The organism is Fimbriimonas sp. LA-C6 (assembly GCF_055398105.1).
This window is the reverse complement of sequence record NZ_AP038796.1, coordinates 226,053-245,436: the sequence shown is the minus strand read 5'-3', so window position 1 is coordinate 245,436 and position 19,384 is coordinate 226,053. Positions and strand designations below refer to the sequence as shown.

Here is a 19,384-nt window from a genome sequence, read left to right as displayed (position 1 = left end):
AGACGAACCTATGGCTTCAACAGATTTGAATAACAGCTCAAGCGATGCTTCCGGAACCAACGGCATCCCCTCAAAGAACTACTGGATGATCGCCGTCGGTCTGCTGGTGGGAGCGGGTCTCGCCTTTGCCTACACGGTCAGAAAGCCCGAGTACTACTCTGCAAAAGGAAAGATCATTCTCCCGAATTCCGGCTCAAAGAGTTCACTCGGAGGAATCAGCCAGTCCCTAGGCATCAATCTCGGAAGCGACTCCAGCAGCCTCGGCATGTATACGGCCATCCTCAAGAGCGAAGCCGAACTCGATCTCATTTCGAAAGCCACAGGGATACCAAAGAAGAGACTTCGGATCGCTTTCATCGTCAAAGAAGACAACAAGGCAAACACAATCGAAATCAGTTCCATCTACGACGACAAAGAAAAAGCCCTCCAGATAGTCAAAACGGGCATCGGCGTACTCAATAACATCAAGAGTCGAATCAATCTCCCGCTTAAGTCGGATCAAGCAGCCCAACTTGCAAATGCACTGGCGAATCGCCAAAAGCAACTCGAAGAAGCAGAGAAACAACTTGAAGCCTTCCTAAAAGAAGCCAAAACGACACCTGCTGGGTCCATCTCGGTCTCTCAACCAACAAAAGAAGAGACAACGCCCAACAAAACAGGGGGATCATCCAGCACGGTCTCCGGTGCGATGGGCCCGTCCATGTCATATAAGCAGCAACTGACTACGCTCGAAGTGGAGATGCAAAGACTGAACGAAACACTCGGCGCAATCTTCGCAAAGTCAGTGGACCAGAAAGCTACCCCTCCCATGGATCTGCCCCCCATGCAACTCTGGGCAGACAAGCTTGTCACCGCTCAACAGAAACTAGACGAGCAACGCGCAAAATACAAACCCGACTCGCGCGAAGTAAAGCTCGCCGAAAAGAACTACTCACTCCTCCGGGCAAGCATGCAGCGGGACGTAGACAAGTATCTCAAAGCAGTTGAAAGCAACCTTGCAGGTTCAACGGCAAACCTCAGCATCGCCAAAGCCGGAGTCCAAAGCCAAATCAATTCGATCAAGAAATACGTTGAGGCAGCACCCCGCGAAACTCTGCAATACCTCCGCCTCTCACGGGCCGTTGCTACAAACGAGGGAGTCGTAAATCAAGTCCGACTGATGTACGAACGAGCATTGCTTGAAAAATCGGGCGACCCAAACAGCTGGTCGATCCTAGACGAGCCTGCGATCGACGAAGAGTTTGACGGACGTAAAATGACCCGCAATGTGGGAGTTGGAGCGATCCTCGGCCTCATGATTGGATTCTTCGCTGCAACACGGCGTAAGAAAGCGTGACACCAAACTCTCATCAGACTCGAATGAACCAGGCTTCGTTTTCCATCCTCGTTAACTCCTGCGATGCATTCGAGGACTGCTGGACACCATTCTTTACACTCCTTCACAAAGAGTGGCCAACCCTTGACGCGCCGATCTACCTGGTGACAGAGAAGAAAGAGTTCACTTTTCCTCCGCTCAATATCCGCTCCGCGAAGGTGCAGGTCCATCAAACTTCGAGACTAACCTGGAGCGAGTGCTTCATCAAAACACTAGAGCAAATCGAGACCGATCTTGTTCTGTACTTCCAAGAGGACTACTTTATCGAAGCACCCGTCGATGGTGACCTCATCAACCAACTTGCGAGCAAAATGCAGGACGACCCCACGATCAAGTGCATAGGCCTCACGCACTTTGGACCAATGGGACCATTCAAGCCCTCAGATGACGAGCGACTTGTGACGGTAAACCCCAAAGCCCGCTACCGCATCTCAACCCAAGCTGCCCTTTGGCGCAAGGAAACACTCCTCGAGTATCTCCGTCCCGAAGAGAATGGCTGGATGTTCGAAATCTACGGAACCCGAAGAGCCTGGAAACGTCCCGAAACATTCCTCAATGTGGATCCTGCGAAATACGGACCGAACATCCACCCGGTCCTTCAATACACCCACACAGGGATCATCAAAGGGAAGTGGCACCCCGCAATGCCCGAGCTCTTCACACGCAACAGCATCCCCATGGACTTCGAAAAGCGCGGATTCCACGTGCCCAAACACAGACTCCTAGAAAAGCTCGTAACCCTCTCAAAGCTCGCAAAGCAGCCGTTGACCGCGATAAAAGGACTAAGAGGGCTCTAACGTGGCACAAAAAGCTGAGAGATCTATCCTGGCTTCAAGCGCAATCGTCTCAATGCTCTCGATTGTAAGCAGCCTTATCAGCTTCGTTAACCAGCTCATCATCGCCCGCCTCTTCGGAATCTCAGTAGAACTCAGCGCCTACCAAATCGGAATCAGCGCCCCAACCATGGTCTCCGCCATGGTCACAGCAGGCATCAGCTACGCCATGGTCCCGCTGCTGGTCAAAATGAACCTGAAGGATTCGAAACCCAAAGGCTTCCAAGGCACCATGCTCATCTTGATGTCAATCATCGCCGTGGTGATGATCCTTCTCGGGTTGGTATTTGGTGGACTCCTGGTCCACTCCTTCGGAATGGGGCTTCCCGTCGAGCTGCAAGAAGTAGCCGCTAAAGTTTCGATTCTCTCGTGGATCACAGCAGGACTCAGCGTGATCCTCGGACACCTCAGCGCCCTCCATAACTCATCCAAGAGATTCATCTTCCCGGCCCTGGCAGCCATGACGCCGTACCTGGGAATGATCTTCTTCGGACTGATCCTAGGGCATAAACTGGGCGTCTACGCCATCGCACTCGGCATGCTTGCCGGAACAGCTGCCGGCTGCCTCATCCTGCTCGCGCTCGCCAGATCTGAAATCGAATTCACTCGGCCCACGCAAGATCACATCACGGAAGCCCGCAATTTTATCAAGCAAATCCCAGCCATCGGCCTCTCGATGACCATCTTCACAGCCTTTCAGTTTATCGACGCCTACTGGGCACCGCAGGTAAGCACAAGCAGCCTCCCAACCCTCGGATTCTGTCAGCGAATCCTCGTCGCACTCGGTGGCTTCGTCATTGCGGGCCCATTCGCAGTCATCGTCCCGCGCTTAGCACAAGCCACTACCGAAGGGCGGCTAGAAGACTTCCGAAACGACACCGCCAGAGCCATTCGGACACTACTCGGCTTCGCCGGCTTAGCTGCAGTCTCCGTCTCCGTTCTCGCCGTCCCAACAGTAGCCGTCATGTTCCAAAGAGGGAAGTTTGATGCGACAGCAACAGAAAAAGTCGCCGAGCTCCTCCCCTACATGATGGCCGGCATGGTCCCCATGCTCTGCATGGCCATGTTGTTCCGAGCATTCTATGCCCGCAACCAAATCATCCCCACGGTGGTACTTGCTGTCGTCACGGTAGGTCTCTATTTCACGCTCTCCGGCGTGCTAAGTCACGTGAACGGGACTGTTGGAATTGCTAGCTCATACGCCCTGAGCTGGTGGATTGCGTTTCTATTGGCCGCAGGAATGTTATGGAGGGAGAACCTTAAAGAGCTTCTCAGCACCGATAACGCTTGGTTCCTCGTAAAGCTGCTCATCAGTCTCACCATCACCTCCGCCCTAATCCATCTCGTCAGCAAACTCCTCATCTCCGAATCAGCGCCGATGGGACTGGCTCGCACGCTTGCTTCGTTGCTCGTAGGTGCTCTCGTTGGCGTCGGTGGCTTCTTCATCCTCACGGCAAAGATCTTCCAACTACAAGATCTCATCCAGATCTATGGGTTCTTCGGAAGGCTCCTAAGTAGAGTGCTGGGGCAAACCAAAGGAGCACTCCCGTGAACGAAATCCAAGCGAAGATAGCCAAACAAAACAAGGCCCTCGCACTCTTTGTTCGTCTGGCCTTCAAGAGGTTACGCCCCTCTCAGCAACCCAAAAACATTGTCCTCTTCCGCCCTTCAAGAATCGGAGATTTCATCGTGGCAATCCCAGCAATGGTTGCCCTCAGAAAGCAGTTTCCAGCGGCAAAAATTACCTTCCTATCAAGCCTCCCCATCCAAACCTCCTCAGAAGATGTCCAGAAGTCACTTCAGGGCAGTGCCGTTCCCCCATGGTTCGAATTTGTTGTCCCTGGACTCGTGGACGAAGCCCTCGATCTAGGCGGATCCACAGTCAAGGAACAAATCAACCAAGCAAAGCAACTGCTTCGTCGAATCTCACCAGACCTCGTCATATTGCTTCCAACCACCCTAGAAACCTTCCAGCAACGTCTGAAAAAACTCATCTTCTTCAGACTAGCCGGTCTCAAGGCCCCCATCATTGGCTGGTCCATACGACAATCAAGGGAGTTCGACGTGGCAGCCCAGTTCAAAGCAGGAATGTTGGAGCACCACGTAGTTACTGCAGCCCGAGCGGTTTTTGAATGCCCCGGCATGCCGGAATATTCAGAGGACAAGCTAGAATTTCGGCTTCACCTAAACAAGGAAGCCATCACAAAGGCAGAGACAATTTGGAAGGAGCACGACTTGGATGGCAGAAAAGTCGTAGCACTCTTCCCAGGCGCAACCTTCGAACATAAACGCTGGCCCATCGAAAAATACGTCGCGTTGGTGAACCACTTCCAGCGGCACCAAAACGACCTGACGTTTATCCTACTCGGAGCCGCATCGGATCGCATTACAACCACGTCATTACTAGATCAACTCGACCACAAGTTTCCAGACCTCACAGGGAATCTAAGCTTGATGGAACTAGCCGCTGTACTCTCAAAAGTTCATGCTTACGTAGGTAGCGATACCGGCCCGATGCACATTGCCACGGCACTCTCAATTCCCACTATCGCAATAATGAATCATCAGGAATTCGCAAACTCATGGGAACCGTGGAACAGCAGAGAATTTGGACTCAAGCATGATGTACCATGTAAAGGCTGCTACTCCTTCAAACTCTGTCCTCTAGGCACCAAGGAATGTATTACCGAACTGCCCGAAGCAAGGGTCATTCAATCGTTGCAAAAGATTCTCAACCTTACGTAAATTTTTAAAAAGCTTCGATTCTTATTCTATATGAAACTGATATTCTCTCTACTATGCAAAGTGACGGGAAACCGTGCAACCCAGAAGTTCTTAGAAAGAATCGTTAAATATTTGAGCTACTTGTTAGGCGTTGGTGCCGGCTCCTCAGTAAGATGGAGCGGAGAAAGCCAGGTCCTCAATAAGTTGCTGAGATCTTTTGGTAAAGGGGCCACTGTCTTCGATGTCGGTGCTAACAAAGGCCAGTTTATTAAGTCACTGCTGGAAAATAGCAGCTCCGAGGTCGGACTTCAAATCCACTCATTTGAACCAGCAAACTCGAATTTTAGGCTTCTAACAGATACCTATAAAGAACTCCCGAACGTTCACCTCAACAAATGTGCTTTGGGAGAATCTACGGGGAAGCTGTTGCTGTATAGCAATGAAGCTGGTTCAGGTCTAGGCTCTCTAACCAAACGCGATCTTAGCCACATGGGGATCGCATTCGATGTCGAAGAAGAAGTTGATGTTCAAACGATAGACGAATACTGCAAAGTAAACAGCATCGAGCATATTGAACTACTGAAGATCGATGTGGAAGGCCACGAACTCCAAACACTACGCGGAGCAAGTGCCATGTTGAAAGCAAAGAAAATCGCCAATGTGACCGTAGAATTCGGCGGCTGTAATATTGATACTCGCACATATTTTAGAGATTTCTATAACCTATTCAAAGAAATGGGAATGGTCGTCTACAGAATCACCCCTTCAGGGTATCTTCACGAAATTGAAGCTTATAAGGAAGAGTACGAGCAGTTTAGAACCACGAATTTCATCGCAAAACTCGCAAAGAACTAACACGATTGGTGGAGACTTGCTGGCGCAGATAACTGCACTCGTCAAGCGCCTGCCATACAAATCGTACTAGGTATAATTCCCAACGCTAACCCAAGTAAATTGCCATGGTTCGATCAAAGTTGCGCATGAGGGTCTACAGGAGCTGGCACTAATGAATGTGGCGTCGCTCTATCTGGTTCTTTCATTCGTGGCAGCCATCGTTCCTTTCCGGTTGTTCCCAAGCCTGGAAAAGAGGAACGTTCTCCTTCCGGCCTATCTCTTCTTGGGCTATCTTCTCCTGCAGCTGTCCATCTCCGGACTCATCACCCTCAATTACGGCGCGATCTATCCCTACTCGCCCGATCCAAGATCAAATCAAGGGGCTTACGAGAAAGCCGCTCTCTTAACGCTCCTGTGCGTCATTTTCTTTAACTTTGGTTTTCTCAGAACCGACTCAAAACCCCTCAATATTCCGAAGAAGATGAAGGTTGAGTGGGGCAAGGTTTCACAGCTCAGAGCCTCGGTCTTCATAATGGTGTTGGGATACATCGCTGCAGCAGTGCTGATTCAAAGCGAAGGGGGTCTGTCAGCATTTCTCGCCAATCAAGAGAGTTTCCGAGCAGGTGGCAGTCAAGGTAAGGGATTTCTGATCTACCCAGCAACGGCAGGGCTAATTCTCTCCACACTCCTCTACATCAACGCCCGAGCCTCAGAACCTGCATCCAAAAAGAGAAACCTCGCCATCTTGGGTATGGCAGTGCTCTCCGTGCTCCCAACCATCGTCACAGGCTTCCGTGGAGTCATGCTCATGCCGGTCGCGACCTTCGCGCTGTACTGGCACAACATGGTGGCTCCCTTCAACATTCGAAAAGCTGCGGCCTACGGAACTCTATTATTGGTCTTCTTCACTGGCTACGGCATCTACCGGTCCATTCCAAAAGAAGTTTCTCTGAGCGATGCAATTGAGATATCAAAAGAAACCGACGCCTCGGTTTTCTTTGGCCCATTCACACGCTCCATGGGCCTCGAAGTAGTCGCACAAGTCATCAAGGGTATGGATGAGGACCCGAGAATCCAGCACGAAGCATTCTTCCCAGCGGTATACGAAACTGCAACAATTCCGATACCGTCTGCAATCTGGCCCGACAAACCGGTTCCCCTAAACGTCCGCTTTGGCGAGACATTCTTCCTGAACGACATCCGGTACGCCCGCGGTACAGATATGGACTCGGTCGGCGGGATCTCTGCAACATTTGTAGGCTTTCTCTACTGGCAAGGTGGCTTTCTCGGCGTGATCGTTGGCTCATACTGCTTTGGATGGCTCTTCAAAAAGATGGATGCTACATTCGCAGCCTTCCGCCAGTACCCATCAATCAAAATCATTTTTCCACTCTTCGTGATCCCGTTTGCCCTTATGGCAGAATCACCAAGCAACTATTCAAATACATGTTTCCTACATGTCGTCGCCATGGTCATCATCATCTTAGGTCTTAACTGGGTCAATCAAAAGAAGGTCTCGCTCAAATAACAATGGATACAACCGCAGCCGCCCGGCCAATTCGCCATCGCCTCAGCGTCACAGACCAGGTCATCGCCCTGGCTGAGAAGTACGGTCCCTGCAAGGCGATCTACGATTGCGGCAGCCGCGACGCCCTTGATGGCCTCGCCCTCTTTGAGCGCCTCAACGCGGAATCCCTCCATGTCTTCGAGTGCAACCCAACCTCAGCCGAAGTCTGCCGAGCCAACATCGCAAAACACCCCCGAGCCGCAGACGTCCGCCTAAACGAAGTCGCCATCTCAGACTCGGTTGGCACAACAACCTTCCACCCAATCGATACCGAGAAGACAGTAACCCCACACGCAGACGGCAATCCAGGAGCGTCCAGCCTGTTCATGGCGAACCCAGATTTTCCGCATGAGCAATACGTGCAGTCCTCTATTACCGTAGCAACCACAACGCTAGACGTCTATGCAGAGACCCAGCCAGTTTGCAACCTACTGTGGATGGACGTCCAAGGCGCAGAACTCATGGCCCTACGCGGAGCCACAAAGAGCCTCGATTCGATCCGAATCATCCACACAGAAATCTCGTTCCGAGAGATGTACCTCGGTCAGCCACTCTTCTGGGAGATCGACGAGTTCCTCCAACCCAAATTCAAGCTGGTAGAACTCGATCTAGGCCGCTGGCCAAAGGTGCCATGGCTCTACAAAGCTCTGAAGTTCGGCCCATGGGTCGGCAATGCTATCTACGTGAATCGGAATGTCCTGTAGATTCCGAAGCTGAAGGGCTCTTCACAAACCGAAACCAGAACTCCTCCATCGCGCGCAGCAGCTCATTAAGCTCTCCCACCCGGATAGGCTTCAAAAGATAGCAGTTAGCATGGAGGGTATAGCACTGGTCTATGTCGCCAGTGCTCTGAGATGTACTAAGAATAGCAACCGGAATGTTACGGATTCTCTCATCTCGCCTAATCTCTGCGAGCGTCTCCTTCCCGTTCTTCCGTGGCAAATTCAGATCCATGATAATCAGGTCCGGCCGCGGAGCATTTTGATAGGGACTCTCTCGTCGCAAGAAAGCGAGTGCCTCAACTCCATCCTCCACCACATTGATTTTCTTAGGAATTTGCCCCTTGCTAAGCGCATACATGGTCAGCTCAACATCCGCAAGGTTGTCCTCAACCAGAAGTATCTCCACCGACTTAAGACTACTACTCAGCACCGTTTAACTCACTCCCAATTGCAGGTAGTTCAACATAAAACACGGAGCCCTTTCCAACTTCCGATTCCATCCATATACGACCTCCGTGTCTCTCAGAAATTCGTTTGCAAAGAGCCAAACCAATCCCTGTTCCTGGATACTTAGCACGCGTATGCAGCCGCTGGAAAATCACGAAGATCTGATCCGCATATTGAGCATCAATCCCAATCCCATTGTCTGACACAGAAATGCGCCAATTCTTTTCCACAAGTTCGGCAGCTATGGAAACAAAAGGAATTTCTGAACCCCGATACTTAATCCCGTTACTGATTAAGTTCTGCAAGAGTGACACAAGCTGAGTCATGTCCCCATTCACAGAAGGGAGGGGGGAGGTTCTAATCTCCACACCACTGGCTTCAATCACAGGCTCCAAGTTCTGTAGCGCCATCTTGAGAGCACGGGAGAGATCGCAAATCTCAAACGTCCGACCATCAAGATCAAGCCTCGAATAGGCAAGAAGATCTTGGATCAAGATGTGCATCCGCTCCGTGCCTTCCACGGTGTGTCGAATCCACCGTAGTGCCTGCTCATCAAGTTTGTCGGAGTACTCCTGACTCAGGAGCTTAACGAAACCGGACACGGCGCGAAGCGGCTCTTGTAGGTCATGAGAAGCAACATACGCAAAATGTTCCAAGTCCGAATTCGATCGGGCAAGTTCGTCAGTGCGTTGTCGCAGGAGTTCCTGGCTACGAGTCAACTCTGCATTCGCGATCTCCTGCTCAGCCAATAGCCGAACCAAGCGTTCTTCCGATTCCCGCCGCAGCATGTCCGCCGAAACCCGCTCGCTGATGTCCCGCGTGACCTTTGAGAACCCTATCAGCTGATGTTTTGAATCATAGATAGGAGCAATAACTACATGAGCCCAAAAGAGCGATCCATCTTTCCGGAGCCGAATGCCCTCTTCTTCGTACTTGCCATGCTCTTTCGCATAGACTAACTCGCTGTTAGGCTTGTCGTTTTTAAGATCCTCAGCGCAGTAAAAAATCGAAAAATGCTTTCCGACGATCTCGTCCTCCGAGTATCCCTTCATCCGCTCGGCTCCGATGTTCCAAGTTGCGATGAACCCATTCGGATCAAGGGCGAAGATAGCGTAATCCTTTACGCTGTCGATAAGGAGTCTGAATTGATACTCCTTTTCAATCAGCTCGTCGGCGTGACTAAAGCTTTTACCTAAGCGGGTCTTGTTTGTCGAATCTTGCATTTCTTCTCTCGGTGCCTCTCAGGCTGCGGTCTTTTCGATGATATGCGTGCGATCTAGAAACACAGTTTCCATGGACCAAGGTTCTTCGGGAAATCAATACCGCCAAATGCCGGAAGAGGGCAACGAATCAACCCATCAGGCAACGACTGATCTATAAGTGATATGTTTACTGAATAAATTACTAGGTGCAACAGCTATCTGCTGATTTAACGTCGAATGTCAGAAGCATCAATTACTTTAGGCTATTTTGCTTGCAATTCGACAACAAATCGTCGCTCAGCCATTTGAAAGCTCAAATCTACTGACGGACCTTTCAAGGAAATAGATCCCAATGATAAACACTAATTGACGGACGCGATGCAGGCCAAGTCCAAGGACACATGCAAACCATGCAAGCGTCAGTAATCATGGGAACAAAACTCCTTGGCGGCCTTGGCTATCACGGATCCCGTTCGAGCTGGTACGGCGGTCGGCAAGGGTTGTAACCCACAAGCGAAACTCCTCGCCAATTCATGAACGCTGCTTTTGCCCGCTGGCGTACTATAGGGTAAGTATGATTGCGAGGCTTGCTCTATCGTGTCTGGCGGCTCTTCTTCTCGGAAGCGGGGAAGTGAAGGAAGTCACCCCCGCAGCAAAGAGGACACCGAAGGGTTTCATGGGCATGGAACCCGTGCAGTTCATCCAGCACTACCTCGGCATCGTAAACCCAATTCGGGACCCCTTTGAAACCACCGAGCAGTACAACGCCCGCCTCCAAGCAGCCAAGACAAAACCATTTCTCGACAAACTGACCCCCAGCAGCACCTTCGCCTTCCGGCCCTCCATCAAGCTTCTGCGGAATTACGACGCGGACAATTCCAACGCAAAACTCCGAGTCCCCTACGACAACCGGGTGGGTGAAATTCCAGACATCCTAGGCAGCTCCCAGCGCACGTTCAGACTGGCAGAAGACGTCACCACAGCCGATACCTACGTCGCCCCAAACGTCTTCGGCGTTGACTTCACCATTCAAAGGGAGATCGCCAACCACATCTGCCTAGCCACACAAGATCTGGATGACCCAACCGACACAGCGGAGGCCACCCAAGAAGATCTCAACACAGACGGCCTCAACATCCGCTTCAAGATCTCGCCCGATAAAGCCCGTCAAGTCTTCACTCGCTGTGAGGTCCTCTTCATAGGACACCTAGCCCAAGACAAAGACCAAAAGAGCCTCGTCGAAAGCAGATACCTTCACATCCCAGTTACAGACGCTCCCTACGAAGCGCGATACAACAACACCGTCATCCTCATGCAGGTAACAGCCATCAAGGTCTACGACCCTGAAACAGGCGAGGTCCTATACACACGCCTCCTAAATAAGTAGATCGAGCCGGACCTAAATCGTGCCGTGGAAGGTGTCGAGAAGCTTAACCTTGGCCTTCCACGAGTTCCGGCCTTCACCGGTCTCACTCACATCCACGATCTCATACTGATGCCCACCAAACTTCCGGGTGTCACCAGTCTTAGGGAAGTGCTCTTCCTCCTGAACCGCCAGATGACTCAACTCGTCGGCCTCAACGTAAGTGACCTTGTAGATACCCATTACTCAGTTCTACCCGACGAGTTCTTGCGTTTAAACAAGGAATCCAAAACGCCCCCAAACCCGCTCCGCTTCGGCTCAGGATCACTCCCCGCAGGCCATTTATCATCCCAAAGCCACCCAACGATGGTGTCCGAAGTCACGTCGTCCCAGTTCTCCGCATGCCCACATAGCCAATTCAGAGCCTGTAGCCGCTCGGTCAGAATGCTTCGCATCCGCCCCAAGTCATTAAACGAAACCGTTCGGCAACTCTCCCCACTCGAAAGAGCCAAGTCCCCATCCGCTGCCAAAGGCACCTGACCAAGCTGAGCCGCTCGCCCCATCAGCTTCCGTCGATACGCAACCGACGCCGCATCCCCATCCGGAGTACGAATGCGCCAGTAAGCAGCCTCCACCATCTGCGCACGAGCCTCAATCTCTGCCAAGGGACGCAGCCGAACATCGGGCCGCCACTCTTGTGCAGGCACAAAATCACCTAGCCCGAGTTCGTAACCAGGCATGAACTCGTCCCACGCTGGAAACTGATCATCGAGCCCCAACGCCCAAGCAAGCGTAAAATACGCCTCCTGATCCCACCAGTTGTTGACGACTTCTTGCGGAGGCCAGGTGCCAGCAGACAACTCATGTAGCTCAGCCTCTGCTTCGCTAAGTTCATCTCCCAATTCAGCACGAACCCAAGCACTCAAATCCTCGATTCTCGCAGCCCACAACTCGGGGTCCTGCTGAAACTCCTCCTCAGCAGAGGCACGCATACAGTTGGCAAAAAGCACCATCAAACGCAACCGCACACGCGACAGAGTTGGGGGAATGAGTGAGTCTTCTTCTTGCATCGTCATGAACTACTTCGTATAAAAATTAGCCTGCCACCAAACAAGGTCCACGCCCATAGCAACCACCTGGCTTCGGATATTTTGCATCTTGTTATATTCCAAATACGCAACGATCAAGACCGGCCAAAGACAGAAGATCCCGCCAATGAGTGTCCACACAAACAGCTTATGACTCTCACGATGCCGGCGAGCCAACTCCGCCAGATCAGTAGGCAGCGGCCCCGGCGGGCCAACCAAACTAAAACCAACCGTAGGATTCGCTGGTGGCGGATTGTACGGAGGCGGAACAGACTGCTGAAACTGGGTGCTAAACCGGTGACCGCAGCCACACACCACCGCATCAAGCGAGTGCGTACTATTACAAAGTGGGCAAAACTTGAAGTTGCTGGGTCCCATCGCTAAGGGATATACAGTTTTCGAGGGGGAACAGTTTCACCCATTTATCGAAATACCTCTACAACCGAGTACCCTCATAGGGTGTCCAACGTTTGGGTCCTCGATGTCGCCCTCGATCCGCGCAATGGTGGATCTGATGCAGTCTGGACATACCTAGCAGACGACACAACCGCTATCGGAGACGCCGTCTTCGTACCCCTGGGCACCCGCTCCGTGATGGGTTTCGTGGTAGCCCGCTATGAAACCGATGAAGCAGGTCTAGGTTTCCCCATCAAAGCCCTCAAGCCCGTCCAGATGCGCATCGACGGCCTAGCCATCCCCCCACAACTAGTGCAGCTCGGCAAGTTCGTCTCCCAACAATATCTCTGCCCGCTTCCAGTCGCCCTCTCCGCCTCCACACCCCCCGGAGTCCGAGACCGCCTCGTCACCAGCTGGAGCCTCCGAGCAGCCCGAGTCCTCGACCTAACCCCCACGCAACAAGAGGTAGTCCGAGTGCTCCAAGAGAAAGGCGGAGCTATAGACGAGGGCAAGGGCAAGAACATCGAAGCCTCCATCTTAAGAACCCTCAAACGACTCGCAGCCCTCGGCGTAGTCGAGCGCACCATGACCATCCACCAGCCCCAAGAAAGGCGCAAGAGCGAAGGGCTACTCAGGCTCTGCGCTGACCAGGCCAAAGTGGATCAATTCTTGGCACACGAGGGCCGACGAAAACCGGCCCAAGCCCTCACCCTCATGCGAATCCAATCCGCAGAGCAAGGTGCCCTCACAGCCCACGAAATCCGAGCCCTCGCTGGAGTCACAGAGTCCACCGTAAGAGCCCTTGTCCAAGCAGGCTTCCTAGAGCGAGCAGACGCTGACGGCCATCTCCAAACCAAAGCCCCACCAACCCCCAACGACGCCCAAAGCATCGCCATTGATGCCATCACCGAATCCGTCAAAACCCACGAGTCCCGAAACTTCCTCCTCTTCGGCGTCACAGGCAGCGGTAAAACCGAAGTCTTCCTAAGGTCCGCCGCCGAAGCCCTCCGCCAAGGCCGCCAAGTTCTCTACATCGTCCCGGAAATCGCCCTCGCAGCCCAGGCCATCGCCCAACTCCGAGACCGGTTCGGCAACACCGTCGCCGTCCTCCACTCCGACCTAGCCGCCACAGAGAGACTCAACAACTGGCTCCGCATCCGCGACGGAGACGCCTCCGTCGTCCTCGGCGCACGATCAGCCATGTTCGCCCCGCTCAACAACATAGGCCTCATCATCGTAGACGAAGAGCACGAGCAGTCCTACAAACAAGACTCCGCACCCCGCTACCATGCCAAACGTGTTGCCCTCGAACTAGGCAAGCTCCACAAATGCCCGGTAGTGCTCGGCTCCGCCACGCCCTCACTAGAATCCTTCCACCAAGCAGAAAACCACGAGCTCACCTTGCTCTCCCTCCCAGCGCGTGCAGCCTCAGCAAAACTGCCAACCATCGAAGTCCACAACCTCTCCGATGGCTACAAAGCAGGGAAGCCAGCCATCATCTCCGACCGCCTCCGCGAGCTCATGGAGCAAGCCCTAGAGCGCGGTGAGCAAGCAATCCTCTTCCTCAACAGAAGAGCCTACGCCCCCTTCCTCATGTGTCGCGACTGCGGTCACCACATGGGCTGCCCACACTGCTCCGTCTCCCTCTCCTTCCACCGCCGAGACAAGAAGCTCAAGTGCCACTACTGCGACTACCAAATCACCCCACCCGACTGCTGCCCAAAATGCGCAGGACTGCGTATCTCCCCCTTCGGAGTGGGCACCGAAAAAGTAGAAGAGGCCATGGCCGCCGAGTTCCCAAACTACAAAGTAGCCCGACTCGATAGGGACGTAGCCAAAAAGAAGGGCGCCCTAGAAGAAACGCTCGCAGGCTTCCGCGCAAACGAGATCCAAATCCTCGTCGGAACCCAGATGGTAGCCAAAGGCCTCGACTTCCCGAACGTCACGGTCGTCGGAGTCATAGCCGCAGACATCTCCCTCAACCTCCCCGACTTCCGGTCCTCAGAGCGAACCTTCCAACTCCTCTCCCAAGTCGCCGGCAGAGCAGGACGAGGCGCCGCCCACGGAACAGTAGTCATCCAAACCTTCAACCCCGAGCACCCCTCGGTCACCTTCGCCCAAGCGCACGACTACCTGGCCTTCTTCGACGCCGTCTGCAAAGAAAGAGAAGAAGCAGGCTATCCGCCCTTCAGAAGGTTAGTGAACATCGTCCTCAGCGGCGAAGACCTCAACACGGTCATCAAAGCAGCCGATGAAGTCGCTAGACTCCTCAACCGCCACATCAGCCCCAAAGACACGCAACTGCTAGGCCCAGTCGACTGCCCCGTAGAAAGAGTCCTAGGCAAGTGGCGACAGCACATCCTCCTAAAGCTTCCACCAACGTCCTCGGTGGAAGCGGTAGGAATAGCCCTCCAAGGCTACTCACCCAACAATGTTCAGATCGTAGTCGATGTCGACCCGATGTCCCTCATGTAGCCCCTCAGATCCGCTGAATCGACCCCATAAACGCCACCGTCTTCGACTTCTTATCGATGATCGCAAACGCAAACGGTCGATTCACATGAAACTCAATCGGCTTACTAGGGAACCGCATCGCCCGGGTCATCGTGATTCCCGTCGCGGCCGCAGCCTTCGTACCAGACTCATCCACCTTGATGTAAGTCTTCTGCACAATCCGCCCCAGCGCTCCCATCTCACCACTCGGAACCATGGGCCGGAAGTCAGCATGGGCAAACAGAGGAGCAAGCCCCATCTTCTTCAAAGCCTGCTCAATCGGCGGCTCACTCTTAATCTCAAACTTAGGCAGTTCCAAATCCACTTCCGAACCTGAGCCTAGCAACGCCGCATCAATCGCAGCACCATCAAAGTTTCTCAAGATCTTATCGGGCGAACTCAAACCCTTAGGAAGCATCACCACCATCGAAAACGGCGAGTCCTTATAGTCCAACCGAACAAAATTGCACCGAGAGTTCTGACCATAAGCCATAAACCCCGTCCGCTTCATCATCGGCACACTCTGCACACCGCGAGAACTCTTGAAAGACTTGGACGTAGTCTTCGCCTCAACAAAAGGCACGTCCCACCTGCCATCAAATGTGATCGCATTCACCAAAATCGACTTCTCACTCGGACTAAGCGTCTCAAAAAGCTTCTCAATCCGATTCTTGGTGTGCTCCTTCACCCACGCGTTAATCTGTCCAGCCCCAACCTCACCAAACCCTTTCAACTTATAGTGGCTAGCATGAAGCTTCTCAGTCACGCGCTTCTTGTAGTCATCCGATACACGAAGATCTGGAGCCGTAAAAGTGGCATTCGCAATTTGCAGAAACCCACCAGACTGCAGTTCATGGCTCAAACTCGACCAGTACAGGTTAAACGCCCCTAAGTCGGTACTAGGTGTTTGCAAAGTAGAGAACACGGCCTTCTGAGTGTTCCCAGCAGAAGCATTCGCCAAAAGCGAAAGAGCCAACTGAGCGCTAAGCGGCGACACAACCATGTTCTGGCCAGCCGACGCCTTGGTGTTCGTCCAAAGGACGCGGGCAAAATCGTTCTGTTGGACTGGGGTCATAGTGCCTGCTGCAATGAGAGTCAAGAAACTGAGGCTCATACAGGCTTAGACTACTAGCACAACGCTTTGTTTCGATGGTCCTAGGCAGGAATCGCACGCAAAAAAGCGGGTCTCTCCAAAAAGAGACCCGCTTAGCTAACTTAAACAGCCTGGCCGAGATAAGCCGCAATAACCTTCGGGTCATTACGGATCGCACTAGGAGGTCCCTGAGCGATCTCTTCACCGTGGTCCAAAACCACAATGTTCTCACAAAGGCTCATCACAAACCGCATGTCATGCTCAATCAAAAGCACCGTCATGCCGTGCTCGTTCCGAATCTTCTTCACCATGGCATTCAACTCCTCTTTTTCTTGAGGGTTCATGCCAGCCGCTGGCTCATCCAACAACAGCAATTGAGGCTGCGTAGCCATAGCCCGCGCAATCTCAAGCCGCCGCTGCATTCCATACGAAAGGTCCGCACTCCGAACATTTGCCACGTGAGCCAGATCAACAATCTTCAAAAGCTCATAAGCCTTCGCTTTCAGCTCTTCCGTCTCATTGATCGCGCCCGGCAAATAGCTCAACGCGCTAAAGAGACCCGTCTTGTGGCGAAGGAATCCGCCCACCACCACGTTCTCCAGCACAGAAAGAGCCTTGAACAACCGAATATTCTGGAACGTCCGCGCAATACCCTTATTAGCAATCTTGTTCGCAGGCGTACCAGCAATGCTCGCACCGTTGAAGATGATGTCGCCACTGGTCGGCTTATAAACGCCCGTGATCAAGTTGAAGCACGTCGTCTTACCCGCACCGTTCGGACCAATCAGTCCAAACAGATCACCCTTATTGATGTTGAACGAAACACCGTTGACAGCAACCAAGCCACCAAACCGGATGGTCGCATCCTTCAGCTCTAGGAGACTCAAGCGGACACCTCCGTAGTCTTCACATCTTGGCGACCCATCAACTTCTTCACAAAGTCCCAACTGAATTCGTGATGAGCAAACACACCCTGTGGACGTAACAACATCAACACAATCAGAGTGACCGCAAACACCACCAGTCGAAGCTTCGCACCCTCAACAGTCGCCTGCAACGGATGCGCAAAGTTAAACAGGGCACCAAGTAGATATGAAGACGCAATACCCACGGCCACAATCCCCGCATACATCCCAACCCGCTTAGAAGCCGCCCCATGGATGTTGTACATCACATAACGAGCGGCAGCCACTGCAAACGCAATGCTCAAAGCAATGCCAAGCAACAGCGAAAGCCGAATGTCGCTCATGTCGCGCATCTTCTCAGGAAGATAGAACAGAACCATCGCAGACAAAGCCGAACCCGTAATCGAGCCGGTTCCACCCAAAACGACCATCGTCACGATAATGAACGACAGGTCCATCTTGAAGATCTGCGGCGAGATAAAGCCCTCAAAGTGAGCCAGCAATGCACCCGCAGCTCCAGCAAACGCCGATCCAATAAGGAACGCCGTCACCTTCACCATCGTGACATTCACACCCATCGCAGAACTTGCCACTTCGTCTTCACGAACAGCAAGAAACGGCAAACCGTGCGCCGTCTTCAAAAGGTTGCGGCAAATAGCAATGCAGAGGAAAGCCAGCATCCAAACGATCCAGATGTACTGGAACCGTGGCGACACCGTCAAACCATACGCACCACCAATCGCCTGTTGGTTCTGAACGACAATACGAATGATCTCGCCAAAACCAAGCGTGACAATCGCCAAATAGTCGCCCTTAAGCCGCAAAGAGGGAAGGCCTACAATGAGCCCCGCCACCGCAGCCGCAAAGGCCCCAGCAATCATCATCAAGAACAGCCAAGCCCCACCCGTTAAGTGCGACTTACTAAAGAACAACGTGGCCAAATACCCCGCTGTGTAAGCACCCACTTGGTAGAAAGCGGCATGTCCAATCGAGAACTGACCGGTAATTCCGTTGATGAGGTTCAAGCTCACCGCCAGAGTCACATACAGACCAGCCAACACAATCAGACGCTGAATAAACGAGTTCTGATGACTGGCCACAGAATCGAGGCCAAGGCAGAACATAAGCGCCAGCGCGATCGACGCAAGGCGAACACCCCAGAGTTTCAAACCTTCTCCACCTTGGCTGATCCGAGCAGTCCACCGGGCTTAAACAGCAGAACGACAATCAAAACCACAAACGCAATCGCGTCGCGGTAAGCATCATATCCTGCCCAAACAACGAGCGTCTCAGCAACACCCATCAGCAAGCCGCCAAGTACAGCACCAGGAATATTTCCAATGCCTCCCAAAACAGCCGCCACAAAGGCCTTCACGCCGAGCAACATTCCGAAGAATGTATCAATCTTAATGCCGCCAATGAACGTCGCGTTCATCATCGCACCCGCACCCGCAAGGGATGAGCCGAGAATGAACGTAAAGGTGACGATCTTATTGACGTTGATTCCCATCAAGGCTGCAGAGTCAAAGTCCAGCGACACCGCACGCATCGCACGCCCACGCTTGGTAAACAGAACCAAGTAAGTAAGCATGCCCATCAGCACGAGCGTCATCACCAGCATGATGAGCGTTCCCTTAGGAATGTTAATAGCTAACGCAGAACTCGACGCCTTCGAAACCGAATCGTTGTAAGTGCGCTCAAGATCCTGAGACTTCGTTCGAAGCTCCTTACCTTTAGGGCTCAGATTGAACTCGTCTTTCTCAGATTTTAATTGTTCCGCATAAGCAGCCTTGGCCTCAGCAATCCCCTTCTTCAAGGTCTCGGCCTGAGCCAAAAGAGCAGCATCCGGCGCTCGAAGCGTCACCGACACGTTCCCCTGATAAGGATTAATCTTCGGGTCGATGTTCGGAGCTGGGCTGTTAGGCAAGAACAGTTGTCCGCCGTATTGCAGAAGCAGCGAGATACCAATTGCCGTAATCAAAGAGGCAATTCGAGGCTGGCTTCGCATCGGACGATAAGCAAACCGCTCAATAAAAACGCCAATCAAAGAGCATGCGGTCATACTCGCCACGAGCATGATCAACAAGTGGACCCAGGTTCCGCCATGCAAGTCATTGCCAGGCACGTAACCAAAAGCCCAAGAAACGAAAAGAGCTACGTACGCACCCAACATGAACACTTCGCCATGGGCAAAGTTAATCAGTTTGAGAACGCCGTAGACCATGGTATAGCCCAGCGCAACAAGGGCGTAGATTGCGCCAAGCAATATACCGTTCACAAGTTGCTGGGGCAGGGTTGTGAATTCAAACCCTGCCAGCAAATGAATAGGAAAGTCCATCAAG

Annotated in this window: 18 protein-coding genes; 9 read left to right on the top strand and 9 right to left on the bottom strand. The window is 52.7% G+C overall.

Annotation, left to right across the window (positions count from 1 at the left end):
• Positions 1–10 precede the first annotated feature (10 nt).
• The 7 genes from ACZ51B_RS01190 (at position 11) to ACZ51B_RS01160 (ending at position 8,037) form a co-directional block, all read left to right on the top strand.
• Positions 11–1,336: a GumC family protein gene (locus ACZ51B_RS01190; RefSeq protein ID WP_464295404.1), complete on the top strand. Its 1,326-nt coding sequence runs from the start codon at positions 11–13 to the stop codon at positions 1,334–1,336.
• Positions 1,333–2,172 carry a hypothetical protein gene (locus tag ACZ51B_RS01185; RefSeq protein WP_464295403.1) on the top strand — a complete coding sequence of 280 codons (840 nt, stop codon included), beginning with the start codon at positions 1,333–1,335 and terminating at the stop codon, positions 2,170–2,172. Before ACZ51B_RS01190 ends, ACZ51B_RS01185 begins: the two co-directional genes overlap by 4 nt.
• 52 nt (positions 2,173–2,224) lie before the next feature.
• The gene (murJ, locus tag ACZ51B_RS01180) at positions 2,225–3,760 is read left to right on the top strand and encodes a murein biosynthesis integral membrane protein MurJ (RefSeq protein ID WP_464295402.1); all 1,536 of its coding nucleotides are present in this window, start codon (positions 2,225–2,227) and stop codon (positions 3,758–3,760) included.
• Positions 3,757–4,953 carry a glycosyltransferase family 9 protein gene (locus ACZ51B_RS01175; RefSeq protein WP_464295401.1) on the top strand — a complete coding sequence of 399 codons (1,197 nt, stop codon included), beginning with the start codon at positions 3,757–3,759 and terminating at the stop codon, positions 4,951–4,953. Before murJ ends, ACZ51B_RS01175 begins: the two co-directional genes overlap by 4 nt.
• A 30-nt stretch (positions 4,954–4,983) precedes the next feature.
• Positions 4,984–5,787, top strand: a complete 804-nt coding sequence (locus ACZ51B_RS01170) for an FkbM family methyltransferase (RefSeq protein WP_464295400.1) — start codon at positions 4,984–4,986, stop codon at positions 5,785–5,787.
• A 151-nt stretch (positions 5,788–5,938) separates the two neighbouring features.
• Positions 5,939–7,294, top strand: a complete 1,356-nt coding sequence (locus ACZ51B_RS01165) for an oligosaccharide repeat unit polymerase (protein ID WP_464295399.1) — start codon at positions 5,939–5,941, stop codon at positions 7,292–7,294.
• A 2-nt stretch (positions 7,295–7,296) separates the two neighbouring features.
• On the top strand, positions 7,297–8,037 hold the full coding sequence (locus ACZ51B_RS01160; RefSeq protein WP_464295398.1) for an FkbM family methyltransferase: 741 nt from the start codon (positions 7,297–7,299) through the stop codon (positions 8,035–8,037).
• On the opposite strand, the gene ACZ51B_RS01155 is transcribed toward ACZ51B_RS01160, so the two are convergent.
• Both ACZ51B_RS01155 and ACZ51B_RS01150 read right to left on the bottom strand, forming a co-directional pair.
• Entirely contained in the window at positions 8,009–8,485 is a 477-nt protein-coding gene (locus ACZ51B_RS01155; RefSeq protein WP_464295397.1) for a response regulator, read from the bottom strand. The two genes, ACZ51B_RS01160 and ACZ51B_RS01155, sit on opposite strands and share 29 nt — an antisense overlap.
• Entirely contained in the window at positions 8,475–9,725 is a 1,251-nt protein-coding gene (locus tag ACZ51B_RS01150; protein ID WP_464295396.1) for a PAS domain-containing sensor histidine kinase, read from the bottom strand. The genes ACZ51B_RS01155 and ACZ51B_RS01150 overlap by 11 nt, the downstream gene beginning before the upstream one ends.
• Before the next feature lie 553 nt (positions 9,726–10,278).
• On the opposite strand from ACZ51B_RS01150, the gene ACZ51B_RS01145 reads away from it, so the two are divergent.
• On the top strand, positions 10,279–11,091 hold the full coding sequence (locus tag ACZ51B_RS01145) for a hypothetical protein (RefSeq protein ID WP_464295395.1): 813 nt from the start codon (positions 10,279–10,281) through the stop codon (positions 11,089–11,091).
• 12 nt (positions 11,092–11,103) lie between these two features.
• On the opposite strand, the gene ACZ51B_RS01140 is transcribed toward ACZ51B_RS01145, so the two are convergent.
• From ACZ51B_RS01140 to ACZ51B_RS01130, 3 genes are read right to left on the bottom strand one after another with little or no spacing between them, the layout of a single operon-like run.
• Positions 11,104–11,310, bottom strand: coding sequence for a hypothetical protein (locus ACZ51B_RS01140; RefSeq protein ID WP_464295394.1), 207 nt, complete (start codon positions 11,308–11,310; stop codon positions 11,104–11,106).
• Positions 11,310–12,143, bottom strand: coding sequence for a DUF4272 domain-containing protein (locus ACZ51B_RS01135; protein ID WP_464295393.1), 834 nt, complete (start codon positions 12,141–12,143; stop codon positions 11,310–11,312). The genes ACZ51B_RS01140 and ACZ51B_RS01135 overlap by 1 nt, the downstream gene beginning before the upstream one ends.
• 3 nt (positions 12,144–12,146) lie before the next feature.
• Positions 12,147–12,533 (bottom strand): hypothetical protein, encoded by a 387-nt coding sequence (locus tag ACZ51B_RS01130; RefSeq protein ID WP_464295392.1) that lies wholly within the window; start codon positions 12,531–12,533, stop codon positions 12,147–12,149.
• A gap of 81 nt (positions 12,534–12,614) precedes the next feature.
• Here ACZ51B_RS01130 and priA point away from each other — a divergent pair, with 81 nt between their 5' ends.
• Positions 12,615–15,026 (top strand): replication restart helicase PriA, encoded by a 2,412-nt coding sequence (gene priA / locus ACZ51B_RS01125; RefSeq protein WP_464295391.1) that lies wholly within the window; start codon positions 12,615–12,617, stop codon positions 15,024–15,026.
• Between the two features lie 4 nt (positions 15,027–15,030).
• Here the strand turns inward: priA and ACZ51B_RS01120 are convergent, their stop codons facing one another.
• The 4 genes from ACZ51B_RS01120 to ACZ51B_RS01105 all read right to left on the bottom strand — a co-directional run bounded on the left by ACZ51B_RS01120 (position 15,031) and on the right by ACZ51B_RS01105 (position 19,380).
• Positions 15,031–16,158 (bottom strand): serpin family protein, encoded by a 1,128-nt coding sequence (locus tag ACZ51B_RS01120; RefSeq protein WP_464295390.1) that lies wholly within the window; start codon positions 16,156–16,158, stop codon positions 15,031–15,033.
• 101 nt (positions 16,159–16,259) lie between these two features.
• Entirely contained in the window at positions 16,260–17,024 is a 765-nt protein-coding gene (locus ACZ51B_RS01115; protein WP_464295389.1) for an ABC transporter ATP-binding protein, read from the bottom strand.
• The gene (locus ACZ51B_RS01110; RefSeq protein WP_464295388.1) at positions 17,021–18,211 is read right to left on the bottom strand and encodes a branched-chain amino acid ABC transporter permease; all 1,191 of its coding nucleotides are present in this window, start codon (positions 18,209–18,211) and stop codon (positions 17,021–17,023) included. Before ACZ51B_RS01110 ends, ACZ51B_RS01115 begins: the two co-directional genes overlap by 4 nt.
• Entirely contained in the window at positions 18,208–19,380 is a 1,173-nt protein-coding gene (locus tag ACZ51B_RS01105; protein ID WP_464295387.1) for a branched-chain amino acid ABC transporter permease, read from the bottom strand. The genes ACZ51B_RS01110 and ACZ51B_RS01105 overlap by 4 nt, the downstream gene beginning before the upstream one ends.
• Between the last annotated feature and the right edge of the window lie 4 nt (positions 19,381–19,384).